This is a genomic window from Burkholderia seminalis (assembly GCF_001718535.1).
In the GTDB taxonomy this organism is placed as follows: Bacteria; Pseudomonadota; Gammaproteobacteria; order Burkholderiales; family Burkholderiaceae; genus Burkholderia; species Burkholderia seminalis.
Map to the genome: position 1 here is coordinate 2,555,482 of NZ_CP013398.1, position 25,516 is coordinate 2,580,997.

General features: G+C 69.0%; 25 protein-coding genes. 13 read left to right on the forward strand and 12 right to left on the reverse strand.

The genetic code is table 11. The annotated features are described in order from the left end of the window. Nucleotides 1-97: 97 nt before the first annotated feature. The 10 genes from WJ12_RS11575 to WJ12_RS11620 form a co-directional block, all read right to left on the reverse strand. A complete protein-coding gene (locus WJ12_RS11575; protein ID WP_034190835.1) occupies nt 98-379 on the reverse strand; it encodes a DUF333 domain-containing protein in 282 nt (93 codons plus the stop codon). Nucleotides 380-537: 158 nt separating this feature from the next. Then, the gene (gene kdpE / locus WJ12_RS11580) at nt 538-1,236 is read right to left on the reverse strand and encodes a two-component system response regulator KdpE (protein ID WP_034190776.1); all 699 of its coding nucleotides are present in this window, start codon (nt 1,234-1,236) and stop codon (nt 538-540) included. After that, nucleotides 1,229-4,072, reverse strand: coding sequence for a DUF4118 domain-containing protein (locus WJ12_RS11585; RefSeq protein ID WP_059558123.1), 2,844 nt, complete (start codon nt 4,070-4,072; stop codon nt 1,229-1,231). The genes kdpE and WJ12_RS11585 overlap by 8 nt, the downstream gene beginning before the upstream one ends. A 152-nt stretch (nt 4,073-4,224) precedes the next feature. Beyond that, on the reverse strand, nt 4,225-4,806 hold the full coding sequence (gene kdpC, locus WJ12_RS11590) for a potassium-transporting ATPase subunit KdpC (RefSeq protein ID WP_059558125.1): 582 nt from the start codon (nt 4,804-4,806) through the stop codon (nt 4,225-4,227). Between the two features lie 25 nt (nt 4,807-4,831). Further along, on the reverse strand, nt 4,832-6,916 hold the full coding sequence (gene kdpB, locus WJ12_RS11595; protein ID WP_059558127.1) for a potassium-transporting ATPase subunit KdpB: 2,085 nt from the start codon (nt 6,914-6,916) through the stop codon (nt 4,832-4,834). 46 nt (nt 6,917-6,962) lie between these two features. Beyond that, nucleotides 6,963-8,768, reverse strand: coding sequence for a potassium-transporting ATPase subunit KdpA (gene kdpA, locus WJ12_RS11600; protein WP_049036779.1), 1,806 nt, complete (start codon nt 8,766-8,768; stop codon nt 6,963-6,965). After that, nucleotides 8,765-8,857 carry a K(+)-transporting ATPase subunit F gene (kdpF, locus tag WJ12_RS11605; RefSeq protein ID WP_006752209.1) on the reverse strand — a complete coding sequence of 31 codons (93 nt, stop codon included), beginning with the start codon at nt 8,855-8,857 and terminating at the stop codon, nt 8,765-8,767. The genes kdpA and kdpF overlap by 4 nt, the downstream gene beginning before the upstream one ends. A gap of 262 nt (nt 8,858-9,119) precedes the next feature. Beyond that, the gene (locus tag WJ12_RS11610; protein ID WP_059558129.1) at nt 9,120-10,094 is read right to left on the reverse strand and encodes a quinone oxidoreductase family protein; all 975 of its coding nucleotides are present in this window, start codon (nt 10,092-10,094) and stop codon (nt 9,120-9,122) included. Between the two features lie 177 nt (nt 10,095-10,271). Beyond that, the gene (locus WJ12_RS11615; protein WP_034190770.1) at nt 10,272-10,664 is read right to left on the reverse strand and encodes a methylglyoxal synthase; all 393 of its coding nucleotides are present in this window, start codon (nt 10,662-10,664) and stop codon (nt 10,272-10,274) included. A 56-nt stretch (nt 10,665-10,720) separates the two neighbouring features. After that, nucleotides 10,721-11,500, reverse strand: a complete 780-nt coding sequence (locus tag WJ12_RS11620) for an SDR family oxidoreductase (protein WP_034190769.1) — start codon at nt 11,498-11,500, stop codon at nt 10,721-10,723. Between the two features lie 207 nt (nt 11,501-11,707). Between WJ12_RS11620 and upp the strand changes: the two genes are divergently transcribed. The 13 genes from upp (at nt 11,708) to WJ12_RS11685 (ending at nt 23,135) form a co-directional block, all read left to right on the forward strand. Continuing rightward, nucleotides 11,708-12,358 (forward strand): uracil phosphoribosyltransferase, encoded by a 651-nt coding sequence (upp, locus tag WJ12_RS11625; protein ID WP_006478229.1) that lies wholly within the window; start codon nt 11,708-11,710, stop codon nt 12,356-12,358. Between the two features lie 217 nt (nt 12,359-12,575). Then, the gene (locus WJ12_RS11630; protein ID WP_034190768.1) at nt 12,576-13,304 is read left to right on the forward strand and encodes a YebC/PmpR family DNA-binding transcriptional regulator; all 729 of its coding nucleotides are present in this window, start codon (nt 12,576-12,578) and stop codon (nt 13,302-13,304) included. Nucleotides 13,305-13,409: 105 nt separating this feature from the next. Further along, nucleotides 13,410-14,690 (forward strand): phosphoribosylamine--glycine ligase, encoded by a 1,281-nt coding sequence (gene purD / locus WJ12_RS11635; protein WP_059558131.1) that lies wholly within the window; start codon nt 13,410-13,412, stop codon nt 14,688-14,690. Between the two features lie 119 nt (nt 14,691-14,809). Beyond that, nucleotides 14,810-15,733 (forward strand): oxygen-dependent coproporphyrinogen oxidase, encoded by a 924-nt coding sequence (gene hemF / locus WJ12_RS11640; RefSeq protein ID WP_034190766.1) that lies wholly within the window; start codon nt 14,810-14,812, stop codon nt 15,731-15,733. Beyond that, a complete protein-coding gene (locus tag WJ12_RS11645) occupies nt 15,724-16,473 on the forward strand; it encodes a nicotinate-nucleotide adenylyltransferase (RefSeq protein ID WP_376698793.1) in 750 nt (249 codons plus the stop codon). The genes hemF and WJ12_RS11645 overlap by 10 nt, the downstream gene beginning before the upstream one ends. A 4-nt stretch (nt 16,474-16,477) precedes the next feature. Further along, nucleotides 16,478-16,927, forward strand: a complete 450-nt coding sequence (rsfS, locus tag WJ12_RS11650) for a ribosome silencing factor (protein WP_034190765.1) — start codon at nt 16,478-16,480, stop codon at nt 16,925-16,927. Nucleotides 16,928-16,945: 18 nt separating this feature from the next. Beyond that, the gene (gene rlmH, locus WJ12_RS11655; protein WP_006484265.1) at nt 16,946-17,416 is read left to right on the forward strand and encodes a 23S rRNA (pseudouridine(1915)-N(3))-methyltransferase RlmH; all 471 of its coding nucleotides are present in this window, start codon (nt 16,946-16,948) and stop codon (nt 17,414-17,416) included. Nucleotides 17,417-17,467: 51 nt separating this feature from the next. Beyond that, nucleotides 17,468-18,100 (forward strand): Maf family protein, encoded by a 633-nt coding sequence (locus WJ12_RS11660; protein WP_034190764.1) that lies wholly within the window; start codon nt 17,468-17,470, stop codon nt 18,098-18,100. A gap of 8 nt (nt 18,101-18,108) precedes the next feature. Further along, nucleotides 18,109-19,578: a ribonuclease G gene (gene rng, locus WJ12_RS11665; RefSeq protein WP_034190763.1), complete on the forward strand. Its 1,470-nt coding sequence runs from the start codon at nt 18,109-18,111 to the stop codon at nt 19,576-19,578. Nucleotides 19,579-19,702: 124 nt separating this feature from the next. Then, nucleotides 19,703-20,038, forward strand: a complete 336-nt coding sequence (locus WJ12_RS11670) for a YggL 50S ribosome-binding family protein (RefSeq protein WP_034190762.1) — start codon at nt 19,703-19,705, stop codon at nt 20,036-20,038. A 267-nt stretch (nt 20,039-20,305) separates the two neighbouring features. Beyond that, on the forward strand, nt 20,306-21,268 hold the full coding sequence (locus WJ12_RS11675) for a PRC-barrel domain-containing protein (protein WP_034190761.1): 963 nt from the start codon (nt 20,306-20,308) through the stop codon (nt 21,266-21,268). Continuing rightward, a complete protein-coding gene (locus WJ12_RS11680) occupies nt 21,265-22,527 on the forward strand; it encodes an MFS transporter (protein ID WP_034190760.1) in 1,263 nt (420 codons plus the stop codon). Before WJ12_RS11675 ends, WJ12_RS11680 begins: the two co-directional genes overlap by 4 nt. Nucleotides 22,528-22,568: 41 nt before the next feature. Then, nucleotides 22,569-23,135 carry an FUSC family protein gene (locus WJ12_RS11685; RefSeq protein WP_034190759.1) on the forward strand — a complete coding sequence of 189 codons (567 nt, stop codon included), beginning with the start codon at nt 22,569-22,571 and terminating at the stop codon, nt 23,133-23,135. Nucleotides 23,136-23,191: 56 nt separating this feature from the next. Here WJ12_RS11685 and WJ12_RS11690 read toward each other — a convergent pair whose 3' ends face one another. Both WJ12_RS11690 and msbA read right to left on the reverse strand, forming a co-directional pair. Beyond that, nucleotides 23,192-23,572, reverse strand: a complete 381-nt coding sequence (locus tag WJ12_RS11690) for an RcnB family protein (protein ID WP_034190758.1) — start codon at nt 23,570-23,572, stop codon at nt 23,192-23,194. A gap of 94 nt (nt 23,573-23,666) precedes the next feature. After that, nucleotides 23,667-25,418, reverse strand: a complete 1,752-nt coding sequence (gene msbA, locus WJ12_RS11695) for a lipid A export permease/ATP-binding protein MsbA (protein WP_059558135.1) — start codon at nt 25,416-25,418, stop codon at nt 23,667-23,669. Between the last annotated feature and the right edge of the window lie 98 nt (nt 25,419-25,516).

Consider the following 25,516-nt stretch of genomic DNA (forward strand, 5'->3'; position numbering starts at 1 on the left):
GGGCGGCGCCGAGTATAACAAGTTGCTTACGGACCGCCGCGGCGGGGCAGCCCAACGGCCGATCCGGGGCGCGATCGGCCGGGCCCGGCCAGTTCGGTCAGTTCGACACGCGCTTGGGCGCGCCGCCGCCGACGCAGCGGTCGTCGCGGTACAGCGCCCACTCCTCGCACACGCGGCCATCCTTGAACATGCACATCCCGACCTGCCCGCGCGGCAGGCTGCGGACCACGTGGCGGCCGCCGAGCTTCTCGCAGTTGACCGACGCGGGGTTGGCCAGCGCCGCCTGGGCGGGCGGCTGCTGCCCGGGCGGCAGCGGCTGGGCGAACGCGCCGGGCGCAGCAAGCGCCAGCGCACAGATGACGACCAGACGGACGGACATTGCACGCTCCTCGTTTTCGTTCGCGGAACGGTCAGGATAACGGGGAATGAGCGGACGGTGTGCGAGGCCGGCGCGCGGCGCGAGATTGTCGCGCCGGCGCAACCCTGCCGGCGCGCGACGTCCGGCGCGGGGATGCCGCCAGCGCCCTCGCCGCGCCGTCACGCGGCGCCGACGAGCCGGTAGCCGACGCCCGTCTCGGTGACGATGTACTCGGGCTGCGCGGGGTCGAGTTCGAGCTTCTGCCGCAGGTGCGCCATGTAGATGCGCAGGTAGTGATGGCTTTCGACGTGCGACGGCCCCCACACGTCGCGCAGCAGCTGGCGGTGCGTGAGCACACGCCCCGCGTGCCGCACGAGCGTCGCGAGCAGCCGGTATTCGAGCGGCGTCAGGTGCACGATCTCGCCGTCGCGCCACACCTGGCGCAGCGCGAGATCGACGGTCACGGTGCCGAAGCTCACCTTCGGCGACTCGTTCGCGCCGCCCTGGTTGCGCCGGCGCAGTTGCGCGCGGATCCGCGCGCGCAGCTCGGACACGCCGAACGGCTTGGTCAGGTAGTCGTCGGCGCCCGCGTCGAGCGCGGCGACCTTCTCCTCTTCCTGCGTGCGCGCGGACAGCACGATCACCGGCACCTCGGACCAGCCGCGCAGTTCGCGGATCACGTCGAGGCCGTCGGTGTCGGGCAGGCCGAGGTCGACGATCACGAGGTCGGGCTTGCGCGTGGCCGCGTCGATCAACCCCTGCTTGCCGGTCTCGGCCTCGAACACCGCGATGTCCTCCTCCTCGAGCGCGGCGCGCACGAAACGGCGGATCTGCTTTTCGTCCTCGATCAGGACGACGGTCAGGCTGGGTTCACTCATGGTCTGGCAATGACTCGGATGGGGACGAGGCGCCCGGCAGGTCGGATTCGTCGTCGGGCACGGCGGGCGCGGCCGGCGGCGTCTCGACCGGCAACGTGAACCAGAAGCGCGCGCCCGTCACGTGGCCGTCGGGCGCGGTGCGGTTGAGCGCGCCGATTTTACCGCCGTGCGCCTCGACGATCGCCCGGCAGATCGCGAGACCGAGCCCGATGCCCGGCGTCGCCGACTCCTTCTCGCCGCGCGTGAACTTGTCGAAGATGCGCGTTTCCATCCCGGCCGGCAAGCCCGGGCCGTGATCGTCGACATGCACGCGCACGAACGGCAGCCCGTCGTCGGTCACGCGCTCCGCGCCGATCTCGATCGACGTATCGGGCGGCGTGTACTTCGCGGCGTTCTCGAACAGGTTGGTGAACAGGCGCTCCATCAGCACCGCGTCCATCTGCAGCAGCGGCAGGTCGGCCGGCAGCGCGACGCGCGCGGGATGACGCGCGAGCACGCGCTTGCACGCGGCGAGCGCGGCGCCGACGGTCTCCTCGAGCAGCGACCACTGGCGCTTGAGCTGCAGGCTGCCGGCCTGCAGCCGCGCCATGTCGAGCAGGTTCGTGACGATGCCCGTCATGCGCAGCGCCTCGTCGTGGATCGCGTCGACCAGCTCGCCCTCGCGCTGCGCGAACCGCTCGGCCGCCGCCGCGTCGCCGCCCTGCGCGGCCGCGCGCCCGTTCGCGAGCATCGACGAGAAGCCGACGATCGTCGTCAGCGGCGTGCGCAGGTCGTGCGAGATCGCGGACAGCAGCGAGTTGCGCAGCCGCTCGGACTCCATGTTAACGAGCGCGTCGCGCGCGATCTCGACGTAGTGCACGCGCTCGAGCGCGAGCGCGATCTGCGCGGCGAACGCGTCGAGCATCCGCTGCTGCTCGGGCACCTCGAGCTCGCGCGGCTCGCGCGACGCGACCGCCAGCACGCCGCGCGTGCGCATCGGCGCCTTCAGCGGCAGGTACAGCGCGGCCGTCGCGGGCAAGGTGTCGGTGCCGCGGCCGGCCGGCTTCTGCTGGTCGTACACCCACTGGCCGACGTCGCTGTCGAGGTCGGCACCCGTCAGCGTGACGGCGGCGTCCGGCTCCTCGATCTTCTGCCGCACCTTGTCCGCGCTGTCGGGCAGCAGGAACGCGACGCGGGCGCGGAACACCTCGCCCACGTGGCGGCTGCCGATCTCGACGATCTGCTCGGTGGTGAGCGCCGCGCCGAGCTCGCGCGCCATCGCGTAGATCGCGCCGGTGCGGCGCTCGCGGCGCTGCGCGACACTCGCCTGGCGCGTCAGCGTCGACGTCAGGTGGCTGATCACGAGCGACGTCAGCAGCATCCCGAAGAAGGTCAGCAGGTATTGCGTGTCGCTGACCGAGAACGACATGCGCGGCGGCACGAAGAAGTAATCGAACGCGGCCACCGACAGGAACGACTGCAGCACGCCCGGGCCGCGCCCGAGCCGCACGGCCGAGAACACCACGCCGAGCAGGTACAGCATCACGAGGTTCGTCAGGTCGAGCCGCTCGGACACGAGGCTCGCGACGACCGTGATCGCCGCGCAGATCGCGGCCGCATAGATGTAGTGGCGCGGCGGCGAACGGTGCGTGCCGAACTGCGCGAACGCATCGCGCCAGTCGCGCGCCCGCGCGTCGAGCGGCGCGGCGCGCGCCTCGTCGCTCGCGGACGCGCGGATCAGCATCAGGTCGACGTCGCCCGCGCGTTCGGCGAGCTGCTCGCCGAACGGCCGCGCGAGGCGGCGCAAGAGCCCGGCCTTCGGCGAGCCGCCCGCGACGATCTTCGACACGTTGCGCACCTTCGCATAGCCGATCAGCGCGGCCACCGCGTCGGCGCCCGCGAGCGTGGCCGTTTCCGCGCCGAGCTCGGCGGCGAGCTTCAGCGCATCGAGCGTGCGCTGCCGCCGCGCGTCGGGCAGCCGCTGCAGGCGCGGCGTCTCCACGTACACGGCAAGCCAGTCGGCCTTCAGGCTCGCGGCGAGCCGCGCGGCCGCGCGCACGAGCGTCGGCGCTTCGGCGCCCGGCCCGACGCACACGAGCAGCCGCTCGCGCGCCTGCCAGATGCGCTGGATCGAACGGTCGGCGCGGTATTCGCGCATTTGCGCATCGACCCGATCGGCCGTGCGGCGCAGCGCGAGTTCACGCAGCGCGATCAGGTTGCCCTTGCGGAAGAAGTTGCGCACCGCGCGCTCGGCCTGCTGCGCGAGATAGACCTTGCCGTCGCGCATCCGCTCGAGCAGCTCCTCGGCCGGCAGATCGACGAGCGTGACCTCATCGGCCGCGTCGAACACGCGGTCGGGCACGGTCTCCCACACGCGGATGCCGGTGATCGCGCCGACCACGTCGTTCAGGCTTTCGAGATGCTGGACGTTGACGGTCGTATAGACGTCGATGCCCGCGTCGAGCAGTTCGTAGACGTCCTGCCAGCGCTTCAGGTGCCGCGCGCCCTGCACGTTCGAATGCGCGAGTTCGTCGACGAGGATCAGTTGCGGCTGGCGGGCGAGCGCACCGTCGAGGTCGAATTCGGCGAGCGTGCGGCCGCGATAGTCGATGCGCGCGAGCGGCAATACGTCGAGGCCGTCGAGCAGCGCGGCGGTCTCGCCACGGCCGTGGGTCTCGACGATGCCGACGACGACGTCGACGCCTTCCTGCAGGCGCTGGCGCGCGGCCTGCAGCATCGCGTAGGTCTTGCCGACACCGGCCGACGCGCCGAAGAAGATCTTGAGCTGGCCGCGCCGCTGCTTTTCTTCGTCTCGCTGCAGCTTGTCGAGGAGTTGGTCTGGATCGGGACGGTTCATGCGTCAGGAAAGCGGAGCGCCCGGATGCGCGCGAGTACGAGCATTGTTGTGCCAAATCGCCGCAAAAGGCAAAGACGGCGCATGCGCCGTCGGGAATGAATGCGTCCGGCGCGGGTCATGCCGCGCCGGACGCCGGTCGTCGGGTACCCGAATCAGTGCGCGGCCTGCGCCGCGTCGAGCGCGAGGTTCAGCTTCAGCACGTTCACGCGCGGCTCGCCGAGCACGCCGAACTGGCGGCCCGTCGTGTTCGCGGCGACCAGCTGCGCGACCGCGTCCGGCGTCAGGTTGCGCGCCTTTGCGACGCGTTCGACCTGGTATGCGGCCGCAGCCGGCGTGATCTCCGGATCGAGACCGCTCGCCGACGCCGTCACGAGGTCGACCGGCACGGGCTTCGACATGTCGGTCCCGGCGTCGCGCAGCGCGGCGATACGCCCCTTCACCTGGTCGGCGAGCGACGGATTCAGCGGGCCGAGGTTCGAGCCGCCGGAGCCGGTCGCGTTGTACGGCATCGGCGCGGTGGCCGACAGCCGGCCCCAGAAATACTTCGGCGCATCGAACGACTGGCCGATCAGCGCGGAGCCGACCGCCTGGCCGTTCTTCTCGATCAGGCTGCCGTTCGCCTGCGACGGGAACACGGCCTGGCCGAACACGGTCATCACGGCCGGGTAGGCCAGGCCCGTCACGGCCGCCAGGACCACAAAGAGCACGACGAGCGGGCGAATCAACGTTTTCATGATGTTTCCTTCAAGGACGGCCGGCTCAGGCCCAGCCGAGTGCGGCGAGCGCCATGTCGATCAGCTTGATGAACGGGAACGGCAGCAGCACGCCGCCGAGACCGTAGACCAGCAGGTTGCGGCGCAGCAGCGACGCGGCACCGAGCGGCCGGTACGTGACGCCCTTCAGCGCGAGCGGGATCAGCGCGACGATGATCAGCGCGTTGAAGATCACCGCCGACAGGATCGCGGACGCCGGCGACGTCAGGTGCATGATGTCGAGCACGCGCAATTGCGGGTAGGTCGTCACGAACGCGGCCGGGATGATCGCGAAGTACTTCGCGATGTCGTTCGCGATCGAGAACGTCGTCAGCGAGCCGCGCGTCATCAGCATCTGCTTGCCGATCTCGACGATCTCGATCAGCTTCGTCGGGTTCGAGTCGAGGTCGACCATGTTGCCGGCTTCCTTCGCGGCCTGCGTGCCCGTATTCATCGCGACGGCCACGTCGGCCTGCGCGAGCGCCGGCGCGTCGTTCGTGCCGTCGCCCGTCATCGCGACGAGCCGCCCGGCCGCCTGGTGCTCGCGGATCGTCGCGAGCTTGGTTTCCGGCGTCGCTTCCGCGAGGAAGTCGTCGACGCCCGCTTCCGCCGCGATCGCCGCGGCCGTCAGCCTGTTGTCGCCCGTCACCATCACGGTCTTGATGCCCATCTTGCGCAGCTCCGCGAAGCGCTCCTTGATGCCGCCCTTCACGATGTCCTTCAGCTCGATCACGCCGAGCACGCGCGCCGCCCCTTCGTGCAGGTCGGCCACGACGAGCGGCGTGCTGCCGCGGCGCGCGACGTCGTCCACCGCGCGGCGCACGTCTTCCGGGAAGCGGCTGCCATGCGTCTCGACGTAGCGGCGGATCGCGTCGGCCGCGCCCTTGCGGATCTCGCGGCCCGGCAGGTCGACGCCGCTCATCCGCGTCTGCGCGGAAAAGCCGAGGAACGTCGCGTGCAATTGCGCCATGTCGCGCTGGCGGATGTTGAAGCGCTCCTTCGCGAGCACGACGATGCTGCGGCCTTCCGGCGTTTCGTCGGCGAGCGACGACAGTTGCGCGGCGTCGGCCAGCGCTTCCTCGGTCACACCCGGTGCCGGCACGAACGTCGACGCCTGGCGGTTGCCGAGCGTGATCGTGCCGGTCTTGTCGAGCAGCAGCACGTCGACGTCGCCGGCCGCTTCCACCGCGCGGCCCGACGTCGCGATCACGTTCGCCTGCATCATCCGGCTCATCCCCGCCACGCCGATCGCGGACAGCAAGCCGCCGATCGTCGTCGGGATCAGGCACACGAGCAGCGCGACGAGCGCGGTGATCGTCACCACGTGGCCGGCCTTCATCGCGTCGACCGAGAACATCGAGAACGGCAGCAGCGTCGCCGTGGCGAGCAGCATCACGATCGTCAGCGCGACCAGCAGGATCGTCAGCGCGATCTCGTTCGGCGTCTTCTTGCGCTTCGCGCCTTCGACCATCGCGATCATCCGGTCTAGGAATGCCTCGCCCGGGTTCGCGGTGACCTTGACGACGATCCAGTCGGACAGCACGCGCGTGCCGCCCGTCACCGACGAGAAGTCGCCGCCCGATTCGCGGATCACCGGCGCGGATTCGCCGGTGATCGCCGATTCGTCGACCGACGCGACGCCGTCGACGACCTCGCCGTCGGCCGGGATCACGTCGCCGGCCTCGACCAGCACGACGTCGCCCTTACGCAGATCCGACGCGGTCGTGACGCGGATCGGCGACTTCGGATGCGGCTCGTTGAGCTTCTTCGCCATCACGTCCTTCTTCGCGCTGCGCAGCGACGCGGCCTGCGCCTTCGAGCGCCCTTCGGCGAGCGCCTCGGCGAAGTTCGCGAACAGCACCGTGAACCACAGCCACAGCGCGATCGCGAGGATGAAGCCCGCGGGCGCCTCGGCCTGACCGGCGAGCGCCGCGATCCACAGGATCGTGGTCAGGATGCTGCCGACGTACACGCAGAACATCACCGGGTTGCGGAACTGCGTGCGCGGCGTGAGTTTCTTGAACGAGTCCACGATCGCCGGGCGCAGCAGCGCCGGGTCGAACATGGACCGTGTTGCGGAATGTTGAGTCATTGCGATCTCTTCAATCTCTTCAGTCTTTTCAACGTGTCGCCGCGCGTCATGCGCCCAGCCACATCATCAGGTGCTCGACGCCCGGGCCGAGCGCGAGCGCCGGCACGTAGGTCAGCGCGCCCACCAGCAGCACGGTGCCCAGCAGCAGCACGACGAACAGCGGACCGTGCGTCGGCAGCGTGCCGCTCGTCACCGCGATGCGCTTCTTCGCGGCGAGCGAACCGGCGATCGCCAGCACCGGCACGATCGTGCCGAAGCGACCGAACCACATCGCGATCGCGGTCATCCAGTTGTAGAACGGCGTGCCGACCGTCAGGCCCGCGAACGCGCTGCCGTTGTTGTTCGCGGCCGAGCTGAACGCGTACAGGATTTCCGAGAAGCCGTGCGGGCCGGGATTCGCGATGCCGGCCTTGCCCGCATCGGCGAGCACGGCGATCGACGTGCCGACCAGCACGAGCAGCGGCGTGAGCAATACGACGATCGACACCATCTTCATCTCGTACGCCTCGATCTTCTTGCCGACGTACTCCGGCGTGCGGCCGATCATCAGGCCCGCGACGAACACCGCGAGCAGCGCGAACACGAGCATCCCGTAGAGGCCCGAACCAACCCCGCCGTAGACCACCTCGCCCAGCTGCATCAGCAGCATCGGCACGAGGCCGCCGAGCGGCGTCAGCGAATCGTGCATCGTGTCGACCGCGCCGCACGACGCGGCCGTCGTCGCGACCGTGAAGATGCCGGTCTGCGCGATGCCGAAGCGCGTTTCCTTGCCTTCCATGTTGCCGCCCGGCTGCAGCGCGCTTGCCGACTGATCGACGTGCAGCGCGGCGAGCGTCGGGTTGCCGCCCTGCTCGGCATTCACCTCGACACCGATCGCGATCACGAACGCGACCGTCATCGCCGCGAGCACCGCGATGCCCTGCCGGCGGTCGCCGATCATGCGGCCGAACACGAGACACAGCGCGGCCGGAATGATCAGGATCGCGAAGATCTGGATGAAGTTCGCGAACGGCGTCGGGTTCTCGTACGGATGGGCGGAGTTCGCGTTGAAGAATCCGCCGCCGTTGGTGCCGAGCATCTTGATCGCTTCCTGCGACGCGACCGGCCCCATCGCGAGCGTCTGCCTGGTCAGCGGCGTCGGCACCGTGACCGCATTCCCCTTGTCGTCCTTCACCGGATTGCCCTGCGCGTCGAGCTTCGGCGCCGCGTAGGTGCTCGTCTGCAGCACCGGCACGTCCTGGTAGGCCTTCATGTTCTGGATCACGCCCTGGCTCATCAGCAGCGCGGCGATCACGACCGACATCGGCACGAGCACGTACATCGTCACGCGCGTCAGGTCGACCCAGAAGTTGCCGATCGTCTGCGCGGTGTGACGTGCGAAGCCGCGGATCAGCGCGATCACGACGACGATGCCGGTCGCCGCCGACAGGAAGTTCTGCACGGTCAGGCCGAGCATCTGCGTCAGGTAGCTGACGGTCTGCTCGGGCGTGTAGTCCTGCCAGTTCGTGTTGGTGACGAAGCTGACGGCCGTGTTGAACGCGCCGTCGACCGTCATCGCGCCGAATTGCTGCGGGTTGCCGGGCAGGAAGCCCTGCAGGCGCAACAGGCCGTAGAGGAACAGCGCGCCGAGCGCGTTGAACGCGATCGTCGCGATCGCGTACTGTTTCCAGTTCATCTCGCTGCCGGCATCGACGCCGGCAATGCGGTACAGCGCGCGTTCGAGCGGCCCGAACACGCGCACGACGCGCGAGCTGCCGTCCATCACCGCGCTCAGGTAGCGCGCGACCGGCACGGCCGCCGCGAGCAGCACGACGATGAACAGCAGCGTCTGCAACAGGTTGTTCGCGTTCATTCGATGTCCTCCGCGCGCAGCAGCGCAAAGACGAGATACGCGAACAGCAGGGCCGTCGAGGCGCCCGCCAGCCAAAGCATCCAGGTCATGCCCGCCCCCCGCGACCGTATTGCACGAGCTTGTCGCAACCGGCAACCAAGCCGAGGATCAGCGTGGTGAAGAGCACCAGAGCGCCGATGAAAACCCCATCCATTTTTGTGTTCTCCGTCGTCGAAATCAGACGACTAGAACCTTATGGGAACGCACGTAAAGGACGGGTCAAAGGTATCGGGGCGGATATAAAAAACGTGTAAACACGCGGACGAGGCGAACCGGAGGGCGGGACGGGCGGCGCCGGCACGGAGAATCGGGTCAGGGAACGAGGATCGTCGAGCCGGTGGTCTTGCGCGCTTCGAGCTCGGCATGCGCGCGGCCGACTTCCGCGAGCGGATAACGCTGGTTGATGCTGGTCTTCACCTTGCCCGACAGGATCACGTCGAACAGCTCGGCGGCCGCGGATTCGAGATCGGCGCGCTTCGCGATGTACGAGAACAGCGTCGGCCGCGTGAAGAACAGCGACCCGCGCGACGAGAACTCCTTCGAATCGATCGGCGGCAGCGGGCCCGACGCGTTGCCGAAGCTGACGAAATAACCGAGCGGCGCGAGGCAGTCGAGCGAGCCGATGTAGGTGTCCTTGCCGATCGAATCGTAGACGACCGGCACGCCCGCGCCGTGCGTGATCTCCTTCACGCGCTGCGTGAAGTTCTCGCGCGTGTAGACGATCGGGTGATCGCAGCCGTGCGCCTTCGCGAGCGCGGCCTTTTCGTCGGAACCGACCGTCCCGATCACGGTCGCGCCGAGCGCCTTCGCCCACTGGCACACGAGCAGGCCGACGCCGCCGGCCGCCGCGTGGATCAGGATCGTGTCGCCGGCCTTCACCGGGTATGTGCGACGCAGCAGGTAGTGCGCGGTCAGGCCCTGCAGCATCACCGATGCCGCATCGTCGTAGCTGATGCCGTCCGGCAGCTTCACGAGCCGCCCGACCGGCATCACGCGCTCCTGCGCATACGCGCCGGGCGGCTGCCCGACATACGCCACGCGGTCGCCGACCTTGAACGCGGTCACGCCGTCGCCGACGGCCGTCACCTCGCCCGCCGCCTCCATCCCGAGGCCGCCGGGCAGCGGTTGCGGATAAAGGCCGGTGCGGAAATACACGTCGATGTAGTTGAGCCCGACCGCGTGCTGCCGGATGCGGACTTCGCCCGCCTGCGGCTCGCCGACATCGACATCGACCCACTTCATCACCTCCGGGCCGCCCGGCTGGTCGTATCGGATTGCTTTCGGCATCGTTTCGCTCCTCGTCTGTCTATCGGTCAGGAAAAAATCCGGGTCGCCGATGCGCGGGCCGGCCGGTTCATCCAGGAACCGGGCTGCGGGTGCGCATCGAGACGCACGATTCTCGCGCGTTGCCGCCGTGCGTGCATGGCCCTGCCGCCGGCAGGGGCAATCGGGCGCGGCCCGCGCCTAGCACACGTCCTGCATGGTGCGCGCCAGGTCGTCGAGCAGCATCCGCGCGGTGGCGACGTTGGTCGCGACCGGCACGTCGTGCACGTCGCACGCGCGCACGAGCGCGGTGATGTCGGGATCGTGCGGCTGCGCGGTCATCGGGTCGCGCAGGAACACGACGATGTCGACGCGGCCCTCGGCCAGTTCCGCGCCGATCTGCAGGTCGCCGCCGAGCGGGCCCGACAGCTTGCGCTCGACCTCGAGCCCGTGCGCGGCCGCGATGCGGCCGCCCGTCGTGCCCGTCCCGACCAGCCGGCATTGCGCGAGCGTCGCGCGGTATTCGCCCGCGAGCGCGACGATCTCGTCCTTCTTCGCGTCGTGCGCAATCAATGCGATGCGGGGTTTGCTCATCTCCAGTTCCTTCGTCGTCCGGTTGTTGTCGTGATCGTGAATCGAAAAGCCGCGCGTCAGAACGTGCCCGGATACGCGCCGCCGTCGAGCAGCCAGTTCTGCCCGGTGATGTAGCCGGCATGCACGCTGCACAGGAATGCGCATGCCGCGCCAAATTCGGCGCGCGTGCCGAGGCGGCCGGCCGGGATGTCCTTCGTGCGCCGCGCGCGCAGGTCGTCGACCGTCACGCCCTGCGCCCGCGCCGAGGCGGCGAGCGTGGTCGCGATCCGGTCGGTGTCGAACAGCCCCGGCAGCAGGTTGTTGATCGTCACGCCCTGGCCCGCGACCTTGCGCGACAGCCCCGCGACGAAGCCGGTCAGCCCCGAGCGCGCGCCGTTCGACAGCGCGAGCACGTCGATCGGCGCCTTCACGGCGGAACTGGTGATGTTGACGATCCGGCCGAAGCGGCGCGCGATCATCCCGTCGAGGGTCGCGCGGATCAGCTCGATCGGCGTCAGCATGTTCGACTCGAGCGCGCGGATCCAGTCGTCGTGCGAGAAGTCGCGGAAATCGCCGGGCGGCGGGCCGCCGGCATTGTTCACGAGAATGTCCGGTTGCGGGCACGCGGCGAGCGCGGCCGCGCGGCCTTCCGGCGTCGTGATGTCGCACGCGACCGGGGTGATCGACACGTTCGACGCCGCGCGGATCTCCTCCGCGGTTTCCTCCAGCGTGTCGCGCGTGCGCGCGACGATCACGAGGTTCACGCCCTCGGCGGCCAGCGCTTCCGCGCAGCCGCGACCGAGCCCCTTGCTCGCCGCGCATACGAGCGCGGTCTTTCCTTCGATACCGAGATCCATCGTCGACTCCCTGGTGGCGACGCGCGCCGGGACGGCCCCGCCGCGCCGGTGGGCGGGCGAACGGGCGGGCGCGGCGCGCGGATTGTCGTGAGACGTCGATAATATCCGGATCATGCGGCGCGCCTTGGTAAAATTGCGGCCATAAGCGGCGGCCGGCGTTCGCCCGCCGCCGCCCCGATCCCCTTTTGCCGCCAAGGCGCCTCCGTCATGAAACAGGACAGCCGTTTCCCGAACCTCTTCATCACCGATCACCCGCTGATCCAGCACAAGCTCACGCACATGCGCGACAAGGACACGTCCACGCGCACGTTCCGCGAACTGCTGCGCGAGATCACGCTGCTGATGGGCTACGAGATCACCCGCAACCTGCCGATCACGACCAAACGGGTCGAAACCCCGCTGGTGGCGGTCGACGCGCCCGTGATCGCGGGCAAGAAACTCGCGATCGTGCCCGTGCTGCGCGCGGGCATCGGGATGTCGGACGGCCTGCTCGACCTGGTGCCGTCCGCACGCGTCGGCCACATCGGCGTGTATCGCGCCGAGGACCACCGCCCGGTCGAATACCTGGTGCGCCTGCCGGACCTCGAAGACCGCATCTTCATCCTGTGCGACCCGATGGTCGCGACCGGCTATTCGGCCGTGCATGCGGTCGACGTGCTCAAGCGCCGCAACGTGCCGGCCGCGAACATCATGTTCGTCGCGCTGGTCGCCGCGCCCGAGGGCGTCCAGGTGTTCCAGGACGCGCACCCGGACGTGAAGCTGTTCGTCGCGTCGCTCGATTCGCACCTGAACGAGCACGCGTACATCGTGCCGGGCCTCGGCGACGCGGGCGACCGCCTGTTCGGCACCAAGAACTGAGTGCCCGCACGGCCGCGCGGCGCGCGGTCCGGTCCGCGACGGCCTGCCCGGCCGTTCGGCCAGGCGCGGCGGCCCCGAACCGGCGGTCGCCGCGTGATAAAATCACGATCCACTCGATACGCGCGGCCCCGCGGCTTCATGCCCGCCGACACGGCCGCCGACTCAACGACACACTGAAACAATCGCCCGCGCCGCGCGCCCGGGCACGGAGAAAGGTATGGCTGGTCATTCGAAATGGGCCAACATCAAGCATAAGAAGGCAGCGGCCGACGCGAAGCGCGGCAAGATCTGGACCCGCCTGATCAAGGAAATCCAGGTCGCGGCGCGCCTCGGCGGCGGCGACGTCAACTCGAACCCGCGCCTGCGCCTCGCGGTCGACAAGGCGGCCGACGCGAACATGCCGAAGGACAACGTCAAGCGCGCGATCGATCGCGGCGTCGGCGGCGCGGACGGCGCGAACTACGAAGAGATCCGTTACGAAGGCTACGGCATCAGCGGCGCGGCGATCATCGTCGACACGCTGACCGACAACCGCACGCGTACGGTCGCGGAAGTTCGCCACGCCTTCTCGAAATTCGGCGGCAACATGGGCACCGACGGCTCGGTCGCGTTCATGTTCGATCACGTCGGCCAGTTCCTGTTCGCGCCCGGCACGTCGGAAGACGCGCTGATGGAAGCCGCGCTCGAAGCCGGCGCGAACGACGTGAACACGAACGACGACGGCTCGATCGAAGTGCTGTGCGACTGGCAGGAATTCTCGAAGGTGAAGGACGCGCTCGAAGCCGGCGGCTTCAAGGCCGAACTCGCCGAAGTGACGATGAAGCCGCAGAACGAAGTCGAATTCACCGGCGACGACGCGGCGAAGATGCAGAAGCTCCTGGACGCGCTCGAGAACCTCGACGACGTGCAGGACGTGTACACGAACGCCGTCATCGTCGAGGAATGAGATGCCGGCCGCCGCTCGCCTGTCGCGGGCGGCGGCCCGACCGATTCCGCGGCCGGCGCGCCTGAGCGTGCCGGCCGCCCTGTTTTCTAGTCTGCGGGGAATCCCATGAAACTACTCGTCGTCGGTTCCGGCGGCCGCGAACATGCGCTGGCGTGGAAGCTCGCGCAGTCGCCGCGCGTCCAGATGGTCTACGTCGCGCCCGGCAATGGCGGCACGGCGCAGGACGAGCGTCTGAAGAACGTCGATATCACGGCGCTCGACGCACTCGCCGATTTCGCGGAAAGCGAAGGCGTCGCGTTCACGCTCGTCGGGCCGGAAGCACCGCTCGCGGCCGGCATCGTCAACCTGTTCCGCGCACGCGGCCTGAAGGTCTTCGGCCCGACCCGCGAAGCCGCGCAGCTCGAAAGCTCGAAGGATTTCGCGAAGGCGTTCATGAAGCGCCACGGCATCCCGACGGCCGACTACGAAACCTTCGCCGACGCGGCCGCCGCCCACGCGTACATCGACGCGAAGGGCGCGCCGATCGTCGTGAAGGCCGACGGCCTCGCGGCCGGCAAGGGCGTCGTGGTCGCGATGACGCTGGAAGAAGCGCACGCCGCCGTCGACATGATGCTGTCGGGCAACAAGCTCGGCGATGCCGGCGCGCGCGTCGTGATCGAGGAATTCCTCGACGGCGAGGAAGCGAGCTTCATCGTGATGGTCGACGGCAAGCACGCGCTGGCGCTGGCTTCGAGCCAGGACCACAAGCGCCTGCTCGACGAAGACCGCGGCCCGAACACCGGCGGCATGGGCGCGTATTCGCCCGCGCCGATCGTCACGCCGCAGATGCACGCACGCGTGATGCGCGAGATCATCATGCCGACCGTGCGCGGGATGGAGAAGGACGGCATCCGCTTCACGGGCTTCCTGTACGCGGGCCTGATGATCGACAAGGACGGCAATCCGCGCACGCTCGAGTTCAACTGCCGGATGGGCGACCCGGAAACGCAGCCGATCATGGCGCGCCTGAAGAGCGATTTCTCGAAGGTCGTCGAGCAGGCGATCGCGGGCACGCTCGACACGGTCGAGCTCGACTGGGACCGTCGCACCGCGCTCGGCGTCGTGCTGGCCGCGCACGGTTATCCGGACGCGCCGCGCAAGGGCGACCGCATCAACGGGATCCCGGCCGAGACCGAGCAGGCCGTGACGTTCCATGCGGGCACGACGCTCGGCGACGGCGACAAGCTCGTGACGTCCGGCGGCCGCGTGCTGTGCGTGGTCGGCCTTGCCGATTCCGTGCGCGAAGCGCAGCAGCATGCGTACGACACGATCAACCAGATCAATTTCGAAGGCATGCAGTACCGCCGCGACATCGGCTTCCGCGCGCTCAACCGCAAGAGCGCGTGACGTCGCAATCGCCGCCCCGCCCCCGCGCGGCGGCGGCTCCTCTGCCGGGGTTCGATAGAATGCCCGGCAGAGGCCTTTTTTTACGGCCCCCGCTTCGGGCGGGGGCGCCCAGTCCAGACATGACCGATTCGACCTACGACGTGGCGCGCGTGCGCACGTACCTCCAGGGCCTGCAAACACGCATCGCCGACGCGCTCGGTGCGCTCGACGGCACGCCGCTCGCGACCGACACGTGGCAGCGCGGGCCGGCCGAACGCCTGCGCGGCGGCGGCTGCACGCGGATTCTCGAAGGCGGCCGCGTGTTCGAACGCGCGGGGATCGGCTTTTCCGACGTCGCGGGCGACGCGCTGCCGCCGTCGGCGAGCGCGGCGCGCCCGCAGCTCGCGGGCCGCGGCTTCGAGGCGCTCGGCGTGTCGCTGGTACTGCACCCGCGCAATCCGTACTGCCCGACCGTCCACATGAACGTGCGGATGCTGATCGCGACGAAACCGGGCGAGGCGCCGGTGTTCTGGTTCGGCGGCGGCATGGATCTGACACCCGTTTACGGTTTCGAGGACGACGCGCGGCATTTCCACCAGACCTGCAAGGATGCGCTCGACCCGTTCGGCGCCGAACTCTACCCGCGCTTCAAGAAATGGTGCGACGAGTACTTCTTCCTGAAGCACCGCAACGAAATGCGCGGCATCGGCGGGATCTTCTTCGACGATTTCTCCGAGCCCGGTTTCGAACGCTCGTTTGACCTGATGCAAAGCGTCGGCGATGCGTTCCTGCAGGCCTACCTGCCGATCGTCGAGCGCCGCGCCGGGCTGCCGTACGGCGAGCGCGAGCGCGACTTCCAGGCGTATCGCCGCGGCCGTTACGTCGAATTCAACCTCGTGTTCGACCGCGGCACGCTGTTCGGCCTGCAAAGCGGCGGCCGGACCGAGTCGATCCTGATGTCGATGCCGCCGGTCGCGAACTGGCGCTACAACTGGCAGCCCGAGCCGGGAACGCCCGAAGCGCGCCTGTACAGCGACTTCATCGTGCCGCGCGACTGGGTGTGAGCCCGCGCGCCCCGCTGCCCCAAGGAAAGGACGCGTTTCTGGACACCACCGCCCGCCCCGCCCCGCTGCCGCGTCGTATCGGCTTGCTGGGCGGTACTTTCGACCCGATCCACGACGGCCATCTCGCGCTCGCGCGCCGGTTCGCCGAGTTGCTCGGCCTGACCGAACTCGTGCTGCTGCCCGCCGGGCAGCCGTACCAGAAGCGCGACGTGTCGGCCGCCGAGCACCGGCTCGCGATGACGCGCGCGGCCGCCGGCTCGCTGTCCCTGCCGGGCGTGACCGTGACCGTCGCCACCGACGAGATCGAGCACGCCGGCCCGACCTACACGGTCGAGACGCTCGCGCGCTGGCGTGAGCGCATCGGTGCGGATGCCTCGCTGTCGCTGCTGATCGGCGCCGACCAGCTCGTGCGGCTCGACACGTGGCGCGACTGGCGCAAGCTGTTCGACTTCGCGCACATCTGCGTGTCGACGCGCCCGGGTTTCGACCTGGGCACCGCGCCGCCGGACGTCGCGCGGGAAATCGCCGCGCGGCAGGCCGGCGCCGACGTGCTGAAGGCCACGCCGGCCGGCCACCTGCTGATCGATACGACCCTTTCGTTCGACATCGCCGCGACCGACATCCGCGCGCACCTGCGCGAATGCATCGCGCGCCATGCGCAAATGCCCGATGCGTCGGCCGAGCATGTGCCGGCCGCCGTATGGGCCTATATTCTTCAACATCGCCTCTACCATTCCTGAATCCATGGATATTCGCAAACTGCAGCGCGTGATCGTCGACGCCCTCGAAGACGTCAAGGCGCAAGACATCAAGGTGTTCAACACCAGCCACCTGACCGAACTGTTCGACCGCGTGGTCGTCGCATCGGGCACGTCCAACCGCCAGACCAAGGCACTCGCCTCGAGCGTGCGCGACAAGGTCAAGGAAGCCGGCGGCGACATCGTCAGCTCCGAAGGCGAAGACACCGGCGAATGGGTGCTGGTCGATTGCGGCGACGCGGTCGTGCACATCCTGCAGCCGGCCCTGCGCCAGTACTACAACCTCGAGGAAATCTGGGGCGACAAGCCCGTGCGGATGAAGCTCGGCGGCGACAAGGGCCCGAACGGCTTTGCCACGGCCAGCGAAGGCGACGAGGACGACGAGGAAGCCGCGCCCGCACGCCCGGCGCGCAAGACGGCCGCCCGCCGCCGTTAAGCCGTCACGCGTGTTCCGATGAAGCTTTTCATCCTCGCGGTCGGCCACAAGATGCCGGGCTGGATCGCATCCGGCTTCGACGAATACACGAAGCGGATGCCGCCCGAGCTGCGCATCGAGTTGCGCGAAATCAAGCCCGAACTGCGTTCGGGCGGCCGCAGCGCCGAAAGCGTGATGGCGGCCGAGCGGCAGAAGATCGAAGCCGCGCTGCCGAAGGGCGCGCGCCTCGTCGCGCTCGACGAGCGCGGCCGCGACTGGACCACGATGCAGCTCGCGCAGGCGCTGCCCGGCTGGCAGCAGGACGGCCGCGACGTCGCGTTCGTGATCGGCGGCGCCGACGGGCTCGATCCGGAACTGAAAGCGCGCGCCGACGTGCTGCTGCGCATCTCGAGCATGACGCTGCCGCACGGGATGGTGCGCGTGCTGCTCGCCGAACAGCTTTACCGGGCGTGGAGCATCACGCAGAATCACCCCTACCACCGCGCATGACGTGTCGTCCTCGAGACGCGCGCCGCGCGCGCACACCGAGATAACGACACCATGCCGTCCAGCACGTCCCCCGCGCTTTTCCCGATCCTTTACCTCGCTTCGCAAAGCCCGCGCCGCCAGGAGCTGCTGCAGCAGATCGGCGTTCGCTTCGAACTGCTGCTGCCGCGCCCCGACGAAGATGCCGAAGCGCTCGAGGCCGAGCTGCCCGGCGAAGCCGCCGACGCCTACGTGCGGCGCGTGACCATCGCGAAGGCCGAGGCCGCGCGTGCGCGCCTCGTCGCGAGCGGCAAGCCGGCCGCGCCGGTGCTGGTCGCCGACACGACCGTGACGATCGACGGCGCGATCCTCGGCAAGCCGGCCGACGCGAACGACGCGCTCGCGATGCTCATGCGCCTCGCGGGCCGCGAACACGCGGTGCTGACCGCCGTCGCCGTGATCGATGCCGGCGGCGAACTGCTGCCGCCCGCGCTGTCGCGCTCGTCGGTACGCTTCGCGGCCGCGTCGCGCGACGCCTACGCGCGTTACGTCGAAACCGGCGAGCCGTTCGGCAAGGCCGGCGCGTATGCGATCCAGGGACGCGCCGCCGAATTCATCGAGCGGATCGACGGTTCCCATTCGGGTATCATGGGTCTGCCCCTTTTTGAGACCGCGGCGCTGTTGCGCACCGCGCGTGTCGCCTTCTGAAGCCCACCATGAACGAAGAAATCCTGATCAACCTCACGCCGCAGGAAACGCGGGTCGCACTCGTGCAGCAAGGCGCGGTGCAGGAGCTTCACGTCGAGCGCACGCTGTCGCGCGGGCGGGTCGGCAACATCTATCTCGGCAAGGTCGTGCGCGTGCTGCCGGGCATGCAGTCGGCGTTCATCGACATCGGCCTCGAGCGCGCGGCATTCCTGCACGTCGCCGATATCTGGCATCCGCGCCTCGCCGGCGAACCGCAGTCGGGCACGCCGCACCAGCCGATCGAGAAGATCGTGTTCGAAGGCCAGACGCTGATGGTCCAGGTGATCAAGGATCCGATCGGCACGAAGGGCGCGCGGCTGTCGACGCAGGTCAGTATCGCGGGCCGCACGCTCGTCTACCTGCCGCAGGAGCCGCATATCGGCATCTCGCAGAAGATCGAGAGCGAAGCCGAGCGCGAGGCCGTGCGTGCGCGCCTGACGGCCGTGATCCCGCCGGACGAGAAAGGCGGCTACATCGTGCGCACGATCGCCGAGGATGCGACCTCCGACGAACTGGCCGGCGACGTCACGTACCTGCGCAAGACGTGGGCGACGATCGTCGCGCAGGCGCAGCGCTTGCCGGCGACGAGCCTGCTGTACCAGGATCTCGATCTCGCGCAGCGCGTGCTGCGCGATTTCGCGAACGACGACACGACGCGCATCCAGGTCGATTCGCGCGAGACGTACCAGCGCCTCGCGGAATTCGCGGGCGAGTTCACACCGGCCGTGAGCCCGAAGCTGCACCACTACACCGGCGAGCGGCCGCTGTTCGACCTGTACAACATCGAGACGGAGATCCAGCGTGCGCTGTCGCGCCGCGTCGACCTGAAGTCGGGCGGCTACCTGATGATCGACCAGACCGAGGCGATGACGACGATCGACGTGAACACGGGCGGCTACGTCGGCGCGCGCAACTTCGACGACACGATCTTCAAGACCAATCTCGAGGCCGCGCATACGATCGCGCGCCAGCTGCGGCTGCGCAATCTCGGCGGGATCATCATCATCGACTTCATCGACATGGAGAACGCCGAGCATCGCGACGCGGTGCTGTCGGAGTTGAAGAAGGCGCTGTCGCGCGACCGCACGCGCGTGACGGTCAACGGCTTCTCGCAGCTCGGGCTCGTCGAGATGACGCGCAAGCGCACGCGCGAATCGCTCGCGCACGTGCTGTGCGAGCCGTGCCCGACCTGCCAGGGCAAGGGCCAGGTCAAGACGTCGCGCACCGTGTGCTACGACATCCTGCGCGAGATCCTGCGCGAGTCGCGGCAGTTCAATCCGCGTGAATTCCGCGTGATCGCCGCGCAGCAGGTGATCGACCTGTTCCTCGACGAAGAGTCGCAGCATCTCGCGATGCTGATCGACTTCATCGGCAAGCCGGTATCGCTGCAGGTCGAGTCGAATTTGAGTCAGGAGCAGTACGATATCGTGCTGATGTAGCGCTCCGCCCCTGCGCCGCCGGCATCGCCGCGCGGCGTCCGGATGCGGTGCCCGGGCCGCTCGCGCCTGTCGCGCCGGCGCCCGCCGCCCTTTCATTCACCCCTTTTCGCATTCATCACCCACCATGAGCCAAGGCCACAACCGCCGCCAGCGCAAGAAACTCCATATCGGCGAGTTCCAGGAACTCGCGTTCAACGCCACCGCGCACTACCGCAACGACATGACCGATCTCGCGCGCGGCGAACTGATCGACGCGTTCATCGACTTCGTCGAGGCGAACGGGCTGATGACCGTCGCATCCGCGGACGAAGGCATCGGCGCCTACGTGATCTCCGGCGCGCCGCGCGGCACGACGACCGACGCCGATCGCGAGCTCGTGCGCGGCTGGCTGGCCGCCCGTCCGGAACTGACGGACGTCAAGGTCAGCGATTTCACCGACGCGTGGTATCCGGACGCCTGACCTTCCGGTTTCCTGCGCCGCGCATCGGGCCATGCGCGGCGCCCGCATCGTCGCCGATGACCGGGCGCCGCGGCGCCGCGCTTCGCTTCACCTCGCCCGCCACCGATCCCTTCCTTTTCCCGACGGTCAGCCTGCGACAAGCCGTCGAAATCGGTCCTGAAAGCAAGACACGTTAAACTCTCACCTCGCGTGGTGCGCCGCCCGCACCCGCCATCCATCGCCAGCCGCGTGCCCTCGGGCCGCCCCCGACCCATGGAGTGAGTGTCAATGAGCGGCGGACTTCCGTTTCCCGCATCCCGCAAGTCGTTGCCGTCCTCGACGGTCTTCCTGATTCTCGCCGCCGTCGCGCTGCTGTCCGGCTGCGGGCTGCTGCCGGTCCAGAACCCGCCCGCGCCGATCAGCGAGGCGCTCGTCGAGCCCATCGAGGAAACCGCCGGCGAGCCGCTGACGATGCCGCCCGTGCCGGCGCCGACGCAACCCGAGGCGCCGGAAGCACCGAAGAAGCCGCACCGCGAAGTGACGCGGCCGAAGCCCGTGCAGCGGCCCGAATCGCCGACACCGCCACCGCCGCCGCCCCCGCCGATCGTCGCGACGCGCCCGCTCGACCGCACCCAGATCCACGCGCTGCTCGACAGCGAAGTCGCGCGCCGCAACGGCAAGGTGGTCGGTCGCGCGGTCGACATGGTGGTGGACGGAAGCGGCAAGCCGCGCGAGATGATCGTCAACCTGCAGGGCTTCATGGGCGTCGGCGACCGCAAGGTCGTCTTCCCGTGGAACGTGTTCCGCTTCACGCCGGGCGGCAAACAGGAGCCGATCGTGCTCGACGTGCCGTCGGGCGACCTGCCGCCGGCCGCGCGGCCGAAGGCCGTGCCGCTGTCGGGTTCGGCCGCGGCGTCGCCCGCGACGCGGCTGCCGATGCTCGACAGCGACGTCGAGCGCCCGAACGGCACGAAGATCGGCCGCATCGTCGACGTGCTGATCGACCGCGCCGCGCAGCCGCAGGCGGTCGTGCTCGACCTCGGCGGCCTCGTCAATACCGACCGCCGCTCGATCGCCGCGAGCTGGGGCGCGCTGCGCTTCGTCACGCGCGACAAGGCGCTGCACCCGCAGCTCGACCTGAACGACGCGCAGATCAAGGCGTCGCCGCCCTACGCGGCCGACAAGCCGGTCGTCGCGGTCTACCCGCCCGTCGCGCCAGCCCCGGCTTCCTCTGCGAGTGCTGCCCGATGACGATCAAGCATTCCGTCAGCGTACGCAGTCTGCGGTCCCTCGACTGGCTCAACTTCTTCGTTGCAAACGTTCAAACCGGCTTCGGCCCGTTCATCGCGTCCTACCTCGCATCGCACAAGTGGACGCAGGGCGAAATCGGCATGGTGCTGTCGATCGGCACGATCAGCGCGATGGTCAGCCAGGTGCCGGGCGGCGCGGCCGTCGATGCGCTGAAGAACAAGAAAGGCGCGGCCGCCTGGGCGATCGCAGCCATCATCCTGTCGGCGGTGCTGCTCGCGTCGAGCCCGACGATCGTGCCGGTGATCGCCGCCGAGGTGTTCCACGGTTTCGCGAGCTGCATGCTCGTGCCGGCGATGGCCGCGATCTCGTTCTCGCTCGTCGGCCGCGCCGACCTCGGCGACCGGCTCGGCCGCAACGCGCGCTGGGCATCGATCGGCAGTGCGGTCGCGGCAGGCCTGATGGGGCTCACCGGCGAATACTTCTCCGCGCGCGCGGTGTTCTGGCTGACCGCCGTGCTGGCGCTACCCGCGCTGTTCGCGCTCGCGATGATCCAGCCGACCCACGAAGTGATCCCGCAATCGTCGAAGCCCGACGATCACCACGACGAAGCCGGCGAACGCGAAACGCTGCTCGAACTGCTGCGCGACCGCCGGATGCTGATCTTCGCGGCGTGCGTCGTGCTGTTCCACCTGTCGAACGCGGCGATGCTGAACCTCGCGGCCGGCGAAGTCACGGCCGGGATGGGCGAGAACGTGCAGCTCGTGATCGCCGCGTGCATCATCGTGCCGCAGGCGATCGTCGCGATGCTGTCGCCGTGGGTCGGCCGCTCCGCGCAACGCTGGGGGCGCCGGCCGATCCTGCTGCTCGGCTTCTCCGCGCTGCCCGTGCGCGCGCTGCTGTTCGCCGGCGTGAGCAGCCCGTACCTGCTCGTGCCGGTGCAGATGCTCGACGGCATCAGCGCCGCCGTGTTCGGCGTGATGCTGCCGCTGATCGCGGCCGACGTCGCGGGCGGCAAGGGCCGCTACAACCTGTGCATCGGGCTGTTCGGGCTCGCGGCCGGAATCGGCGCGACACTCAGCACGGCCGCGGCCGGCTACGTCGCCGATCACTTCGGCAACGCGGTCAGCTTCTTCGGGCTCGCGGGCGCCGGCGCGCTCGCGGTGCTGCTGGTCTGGCTCGTGATGCCCGAAACGCGCGTCGCAAACGGCGAGGCGGCGGCCGACGAGCCGGCTGCCGCCTCGCCCGAACAGGCGCACTGAACGCGGCGCGCCGCCGTTACCCGCTTCTTGGCCGACTCACGATGGATACGATCAGGACACTCAACGAAGCCCGCCAGCAGATCCAGCAGTCGATCTTCGATCTGTTCAAGGGGCTGTCATTCAGCGAACGGCTCGCGCAAGGCGGGCTGATGGCGCTCCAGGCCGTCTGCGGCGCGTGCCTCGCGTATGCGATCGGCCGCGCGATGCATACCGAGCAGGCCGTATGGGCGGCGATCACCGCGATCGCCGTCACGCAGCACAACTACTCGGACACGATGTCGCTGTCGCGCGACCAGTTCATCGGCGCAATGGTCGGCGGCATGCTGGGCTTCGCCGGTGCGGCGGTCGGCGGCGATCGCCTCGTCACGTATGCGATCACGGTCGCGGTCGTGATCGTCTGCTGCTGGTGCCTGAACGTCGGCAGCGCGGCACGGCTCGGCGGCGTGACCGCGACGATCGTGATGCTGTTCCCGGGCAACGGCCCGCTGTGGGACATCCCGCTGGTGCGGCTCGGCGAAGTGACGCTCGGCACCGTCTGTGCGCTGGGCGTGTGCTGGGTGATGTCGAGAATCGAGCGGCGCTGGTTCCGCCGCGCGCAAGCGAAGTGACGCGGCTGCCCGGCGCGCATCGCGGCATCGCGATACGTGCCGGGCGCTCGGCAAGGTCAGTCGCCGATCCGCAGCACGATGCCGGAACCGATCTGCACCAGCAGGTGATCCCCGCCGACGCCAACCCATTGATAGCCGCGCGGCGGCGGGCTCAGGCGATAGCCGCGCCAGTCGTCGATCACGTACTGGCGATCGCGGAATTCGGGGGGAAGCCGGTCGCCCTTGTGCCACTCGCGGCGCGGCTGGTCGGCCCAGCGCGGCGGCACGTCGTCCTCATGGCGCATCTGGCCGGGCGGCATGTGTTTCGGGCCGTGGCCATGCTGCATGCCGTGGCCGCCCCGGTCGTCGTGGTTGCCGTGGTCCTGCGCCATCGCGGCCGGCGCGGCGCAACCCGCCGCGATCATCGCGGCCAGCATCATCCCGTGCATCTTCCTCATCGCGCTCTCCCTCCGTGTCGTCACGTCGAACGAAACCACTCGAACTGCCCGATGAAGACTAGCACACGGCACCGCGCGGCCGCATGACCGCGCGTTACGCGGCCTGCTGCTGGTACTGGATCCGGTGCAGGTGCGCGTAGAGGCCGCCGTGGCGCAGCAGTTCGTCATGGCTGCCCTCCTCGACGATCTTGCCGGCCTCGAGCACGAGGATGCGGTCCGCACGCTCGATCGTCGACAGCCGGTGCGCGATCACGAGCGTCGTGCGGCCTTCCATCAGCCGTTCGAGCGCGGCCTGCACGTGGCGCTCCGATTCCGAGTCGAGCGCCGACGTCGCTTCGTCGAGGATCAGGATCGGCGCGTCCTTGTAGATCGCGCGCGCGATCGCGAGCCGCTGGCGCTGGCCGCCGGACAGCCGCATCCCGTTGCCGCCGACGAGCGTGTCGAGGCCCTCGGGCATCGCGGCGACCGCATCGGCAAGGTTGGCGGCCTCGAGTGCGGCCTGCACGCGCGCGCGATCGGGCGTCTGCCCGTACGCGACGTTCGCGGCGATCGTGTCGTTGAACAGCACGACGTCCTGGCTGACCATCGCCATCTGGCCGCGCAGCGCATGGAGGTCGTAGTCGGAAACCGGCACGCCGTCGACCAGGATCGCACCGTCGGTCGGGTCGAAGAAGCGCGGCAGCAGGTTCACGAGCGTCGTCTTGCCGCTGCCGGACGGGCCGGCCAGCGCGATCATCTCGCCCGGCGCGACCTTGAACGAGATGCGGTCGAGCGTCGGCCGCTCGGCCGCGCCGTAGTCGAACGACACGTTGCGGAATTCGATCTCGCCGCGCGCGTGCGTCAGCGGCCGGCCGCCGCCCTGCGGTTCGGCCGGCTCGTCGATCAGCCCGAAGATCAGCTCGGCGGCCGTCATCCCGCGCTGCAGCGGCTGGTTGACGTCGATCAGGTGCTTGAGCGGCGAGATCACCAGCAGCATCGACGTGACGAACGCGACGAAACCGCCGACCGTCGTCTGGTCGTTCGACGACTGCACGACCGCGATCGTGATCACGACCGCGAGCGCGATCGACGCGAGGAACTGCGTGAGCGGCTGCGCGAGGCCGCCCGAGATCGTCATGCGCATCGCGTAGCCGCGCAGGCGCTTGCTCATCGTCGTGAAGCGGTCCATCTCGTACGCTTCGCCGTTGTGCACCTTGACGACCTTGTAGCCGCCGACCGTCTCCTCGACGATGTACGACAACTCGTTGGTGAGCGTCTGGTGCTCGCGGTTCAGGCGGCGCAGGCGGCGGTTGATCTTGCTGACGAGCCAGCCGATGCCGGGCAGGATCACCGCGACGATCAGCGTGAGCCGCCAGTTCAGGTAGAACAGATAGCCGAGCAGGAAGATCACGGTCAGCGAATCGCGCACGAGCGTGACCATCACGCCGGTCAGCACCGACAGGATCTGGTTGACCTCGAACACGATCGCGTTGATCACCGTGCTGGCGGTTTCGCGCTGGAAGAACGACGCGCCGGTGTGGAGCATCCGCTGGAACATCTCGAGCCGCAGTTGCAGCAGGATGCGGTTCGATACGTAGTTGAGCAGGTAATTCGACGTGTACTGCGACACGCCGCGTACGAGCGCGAGGCCGATCACCGCGATCGGCACGTACCATTTCGCGTTGTCGCTGCCGTGCGCGCCGAAACCGTGGTCGAGCAGCGGCTTGAGCAGCGCCGGGATACCGGCCTCGGTGGCCGCGACGACGCCCATCGTCATCACGGCGAGCACCACGATGCCGATCAGCGGCCGGATGTACGGCCACAGGCGCTTGAGGACCGTGACCGGCGAGGTGCCGGTGCCGTCCATCGGTTTGCGAAGTGTGTTCTGGGTTTCCAAGGCAATCCTTCTTGAGCCGCGATGCGGCGCCCGGCGCGTGGCCGCCCGGGCGTTCGCCCCTGTCGGGC

What these genes read in the sequence shown, in the direction of transcription:
- kdpB (WP_059558127.1), bottom strand. Translation starts at nt 6,916, where the DNA reads ATGACTCAACATTCCGCAACACGGTCCATGTTCGACCCGGCGCTGCTG.
- kdpF (WP_006752209.1), bottom strand. Translation starts at nt 8,857, where the DNA reads ATGACCTGGATGCTTTGGCTGGCGGGCGCCTCGACGGCCCTGCTGTTC.
- WJ12_RS11585 (WP_059558123.1), bottom strand. Translation starts at nt 4,072, where the DNA reads ATGAACCGTCCCGATCCAGACCAACTCCTCGACAAGCTGCAGCGAGAC.
- kdpE (WP_034190776.1), bottom strand. Translation starts at nt 1,236, where the DNA reads ATGAGTGAACCCAGCCTGACCGTCGTCCTGATCGAGGACGAAAAGCAG.
- WJ12_RS11690 (WP_034190758.1), bottom strand. Translation starts at nt 23,572, where the DNA reads ATGAGGAAGATGCACGGGATGATGCTGGCCGCGATGATCGCGGCGGGT.
- rng (WP_034190763.1), top strand. Translation starts at nt 18,109, where the DNA reads ATGAACGAAGAAATCCTGATCAACCTCACGCCGCAGGAAACGCGGGTC.
- WJ12_RS11680 (WP_034190760.1), top strand. Translation starts at nt 21,265, where the DNA reads ATGACGATCAAGCATTCCGTCAGCGTACGCAGTCTGCGGTCCCTCGAC.
- WJ12_RS11610 (WP_059558129.1), bottom strand. Translation starts at nt 10,094, where the DNA reads ATGCCGAAAGCAATCCGATACGACCAGCCGGGCGGCCCGGAGGTGATG.
- rsfS (WP_034190765.1), top strand. Translation starts at nt 16,478, where the DNA reads ATGGATATTCGCAAACTGCAGCGCGTGATCGTCGACGCCCTCGAAGAC.
- WJ12_RS11630 (WP_034190768.1), top strand. Translation starts at nt 12,576, where the DNA reads ATGGCTGGTCATTCGAAATGGGCCAACATCAAGCATAAGAAGGCAGCG.
- WJ12_RS11675 (WP_034190761.1), top strand. Translation starts at nt 20,306, where the DNA reads ATGAGCGGCGGACTTCCGTTTCCCGCATCCCGCAAGTCGTTGCCGTCC.
- upp (WP_006478229.1), top strand. Translation starts at nt 11,708, where the DNA reads ATGAAACAGGACAGCCGTTTCCCGAACCTCTTCATCACCGATCACCCG.
- WJ12_RS11575 (WP_034190835.1), bottom strand. Translation starts at nt 379, where the DNA reads ATGTCCGTCCGTCTGGTCGTCATCTGTGCGCTGGCGCTTGCTGCGCCC.
- WJ12_RS11685 (WP_034190759.1), top strand. Translation starts at nt 22,569, where the DNA reads ATGGATACGATCAGGACACTCAACGAAGCCCGCCAGCAGATCCAGCAG.
- kdpA (WP_049036779.1), bottom strand. Translation starts at nt 8,768, where the DNA reads ATGAACGCGAACAACCTGTTGCAGACGCTGCTGTTCATCGTCGTGCTG.
- kdpC (WP_059558125.1), bottom strand. Translation starts at nt 4,806, where the DNA reads ATGAAAACGTTGATTCGCCCGCTCGTCGTGCTCTTTGTGGTCCTGGCG.
- purD (WP_059558131.1), top strand. Translation starts at nt 13,410, where the DNA reads ATGAAACTACTCGTCGTCGGTTCCGGCGGCCGCGAACATGCGCTGGCG.
- WJ12_RS11620 (WP_034190769.1), bottom strand. Translation starts at nt 11,500, where the DNA reads ATGGATCTCGGTATCGAAGGAAAGACCGCGCTCGTATGCGCGGCGAGC.
- msbA (WP_059558135.1), bottom strand. Translation starts at nt 25,418, where the DNA reads ATGGACGGCACCGGCACCTCGCCGGTCACGGTCCTCAAGCGCCTGTGG.
- hemF (WP_034190766.1), top strand. Translation starts at nt 14,810, where the DNA reads ATGACCGATTCGACCTACGACGTGGCGCGCGTGCGCACGTACCTCCAG.
- WJ12_RS11670 (WP_034190762.1), top strand. Translation starts at nt 19,703, where the DNA reads ATGAGCCAAGGCCACAACCGCCGCCAGCGCAAGAAACTCCATATCGGC.
- rlmH (WP_006484265.1), top strand. Translation starts at nt 16,946, where the DNA reads ATGAAGCTTTTCATCCTCGCGGTCGGCCACAAGATGCCGGGCTGGATC.
- WJ12_RS11615 (WP_034190770.1), bottom strand. Translation starts at nt 10,664, where the DNA reads ATGAGCAAACCCCGCATCGCATTGATTGCGCACGACGCGAAGAAGGAC.
- WJ12_RS11660 (WP_034190764.1), top strand. Translation starts at nt 17,468, where the DNA reads ATGCCGTCCAGCACGTCCCCCGCGCTTTTCCCGATCCTTTACCTCGCT.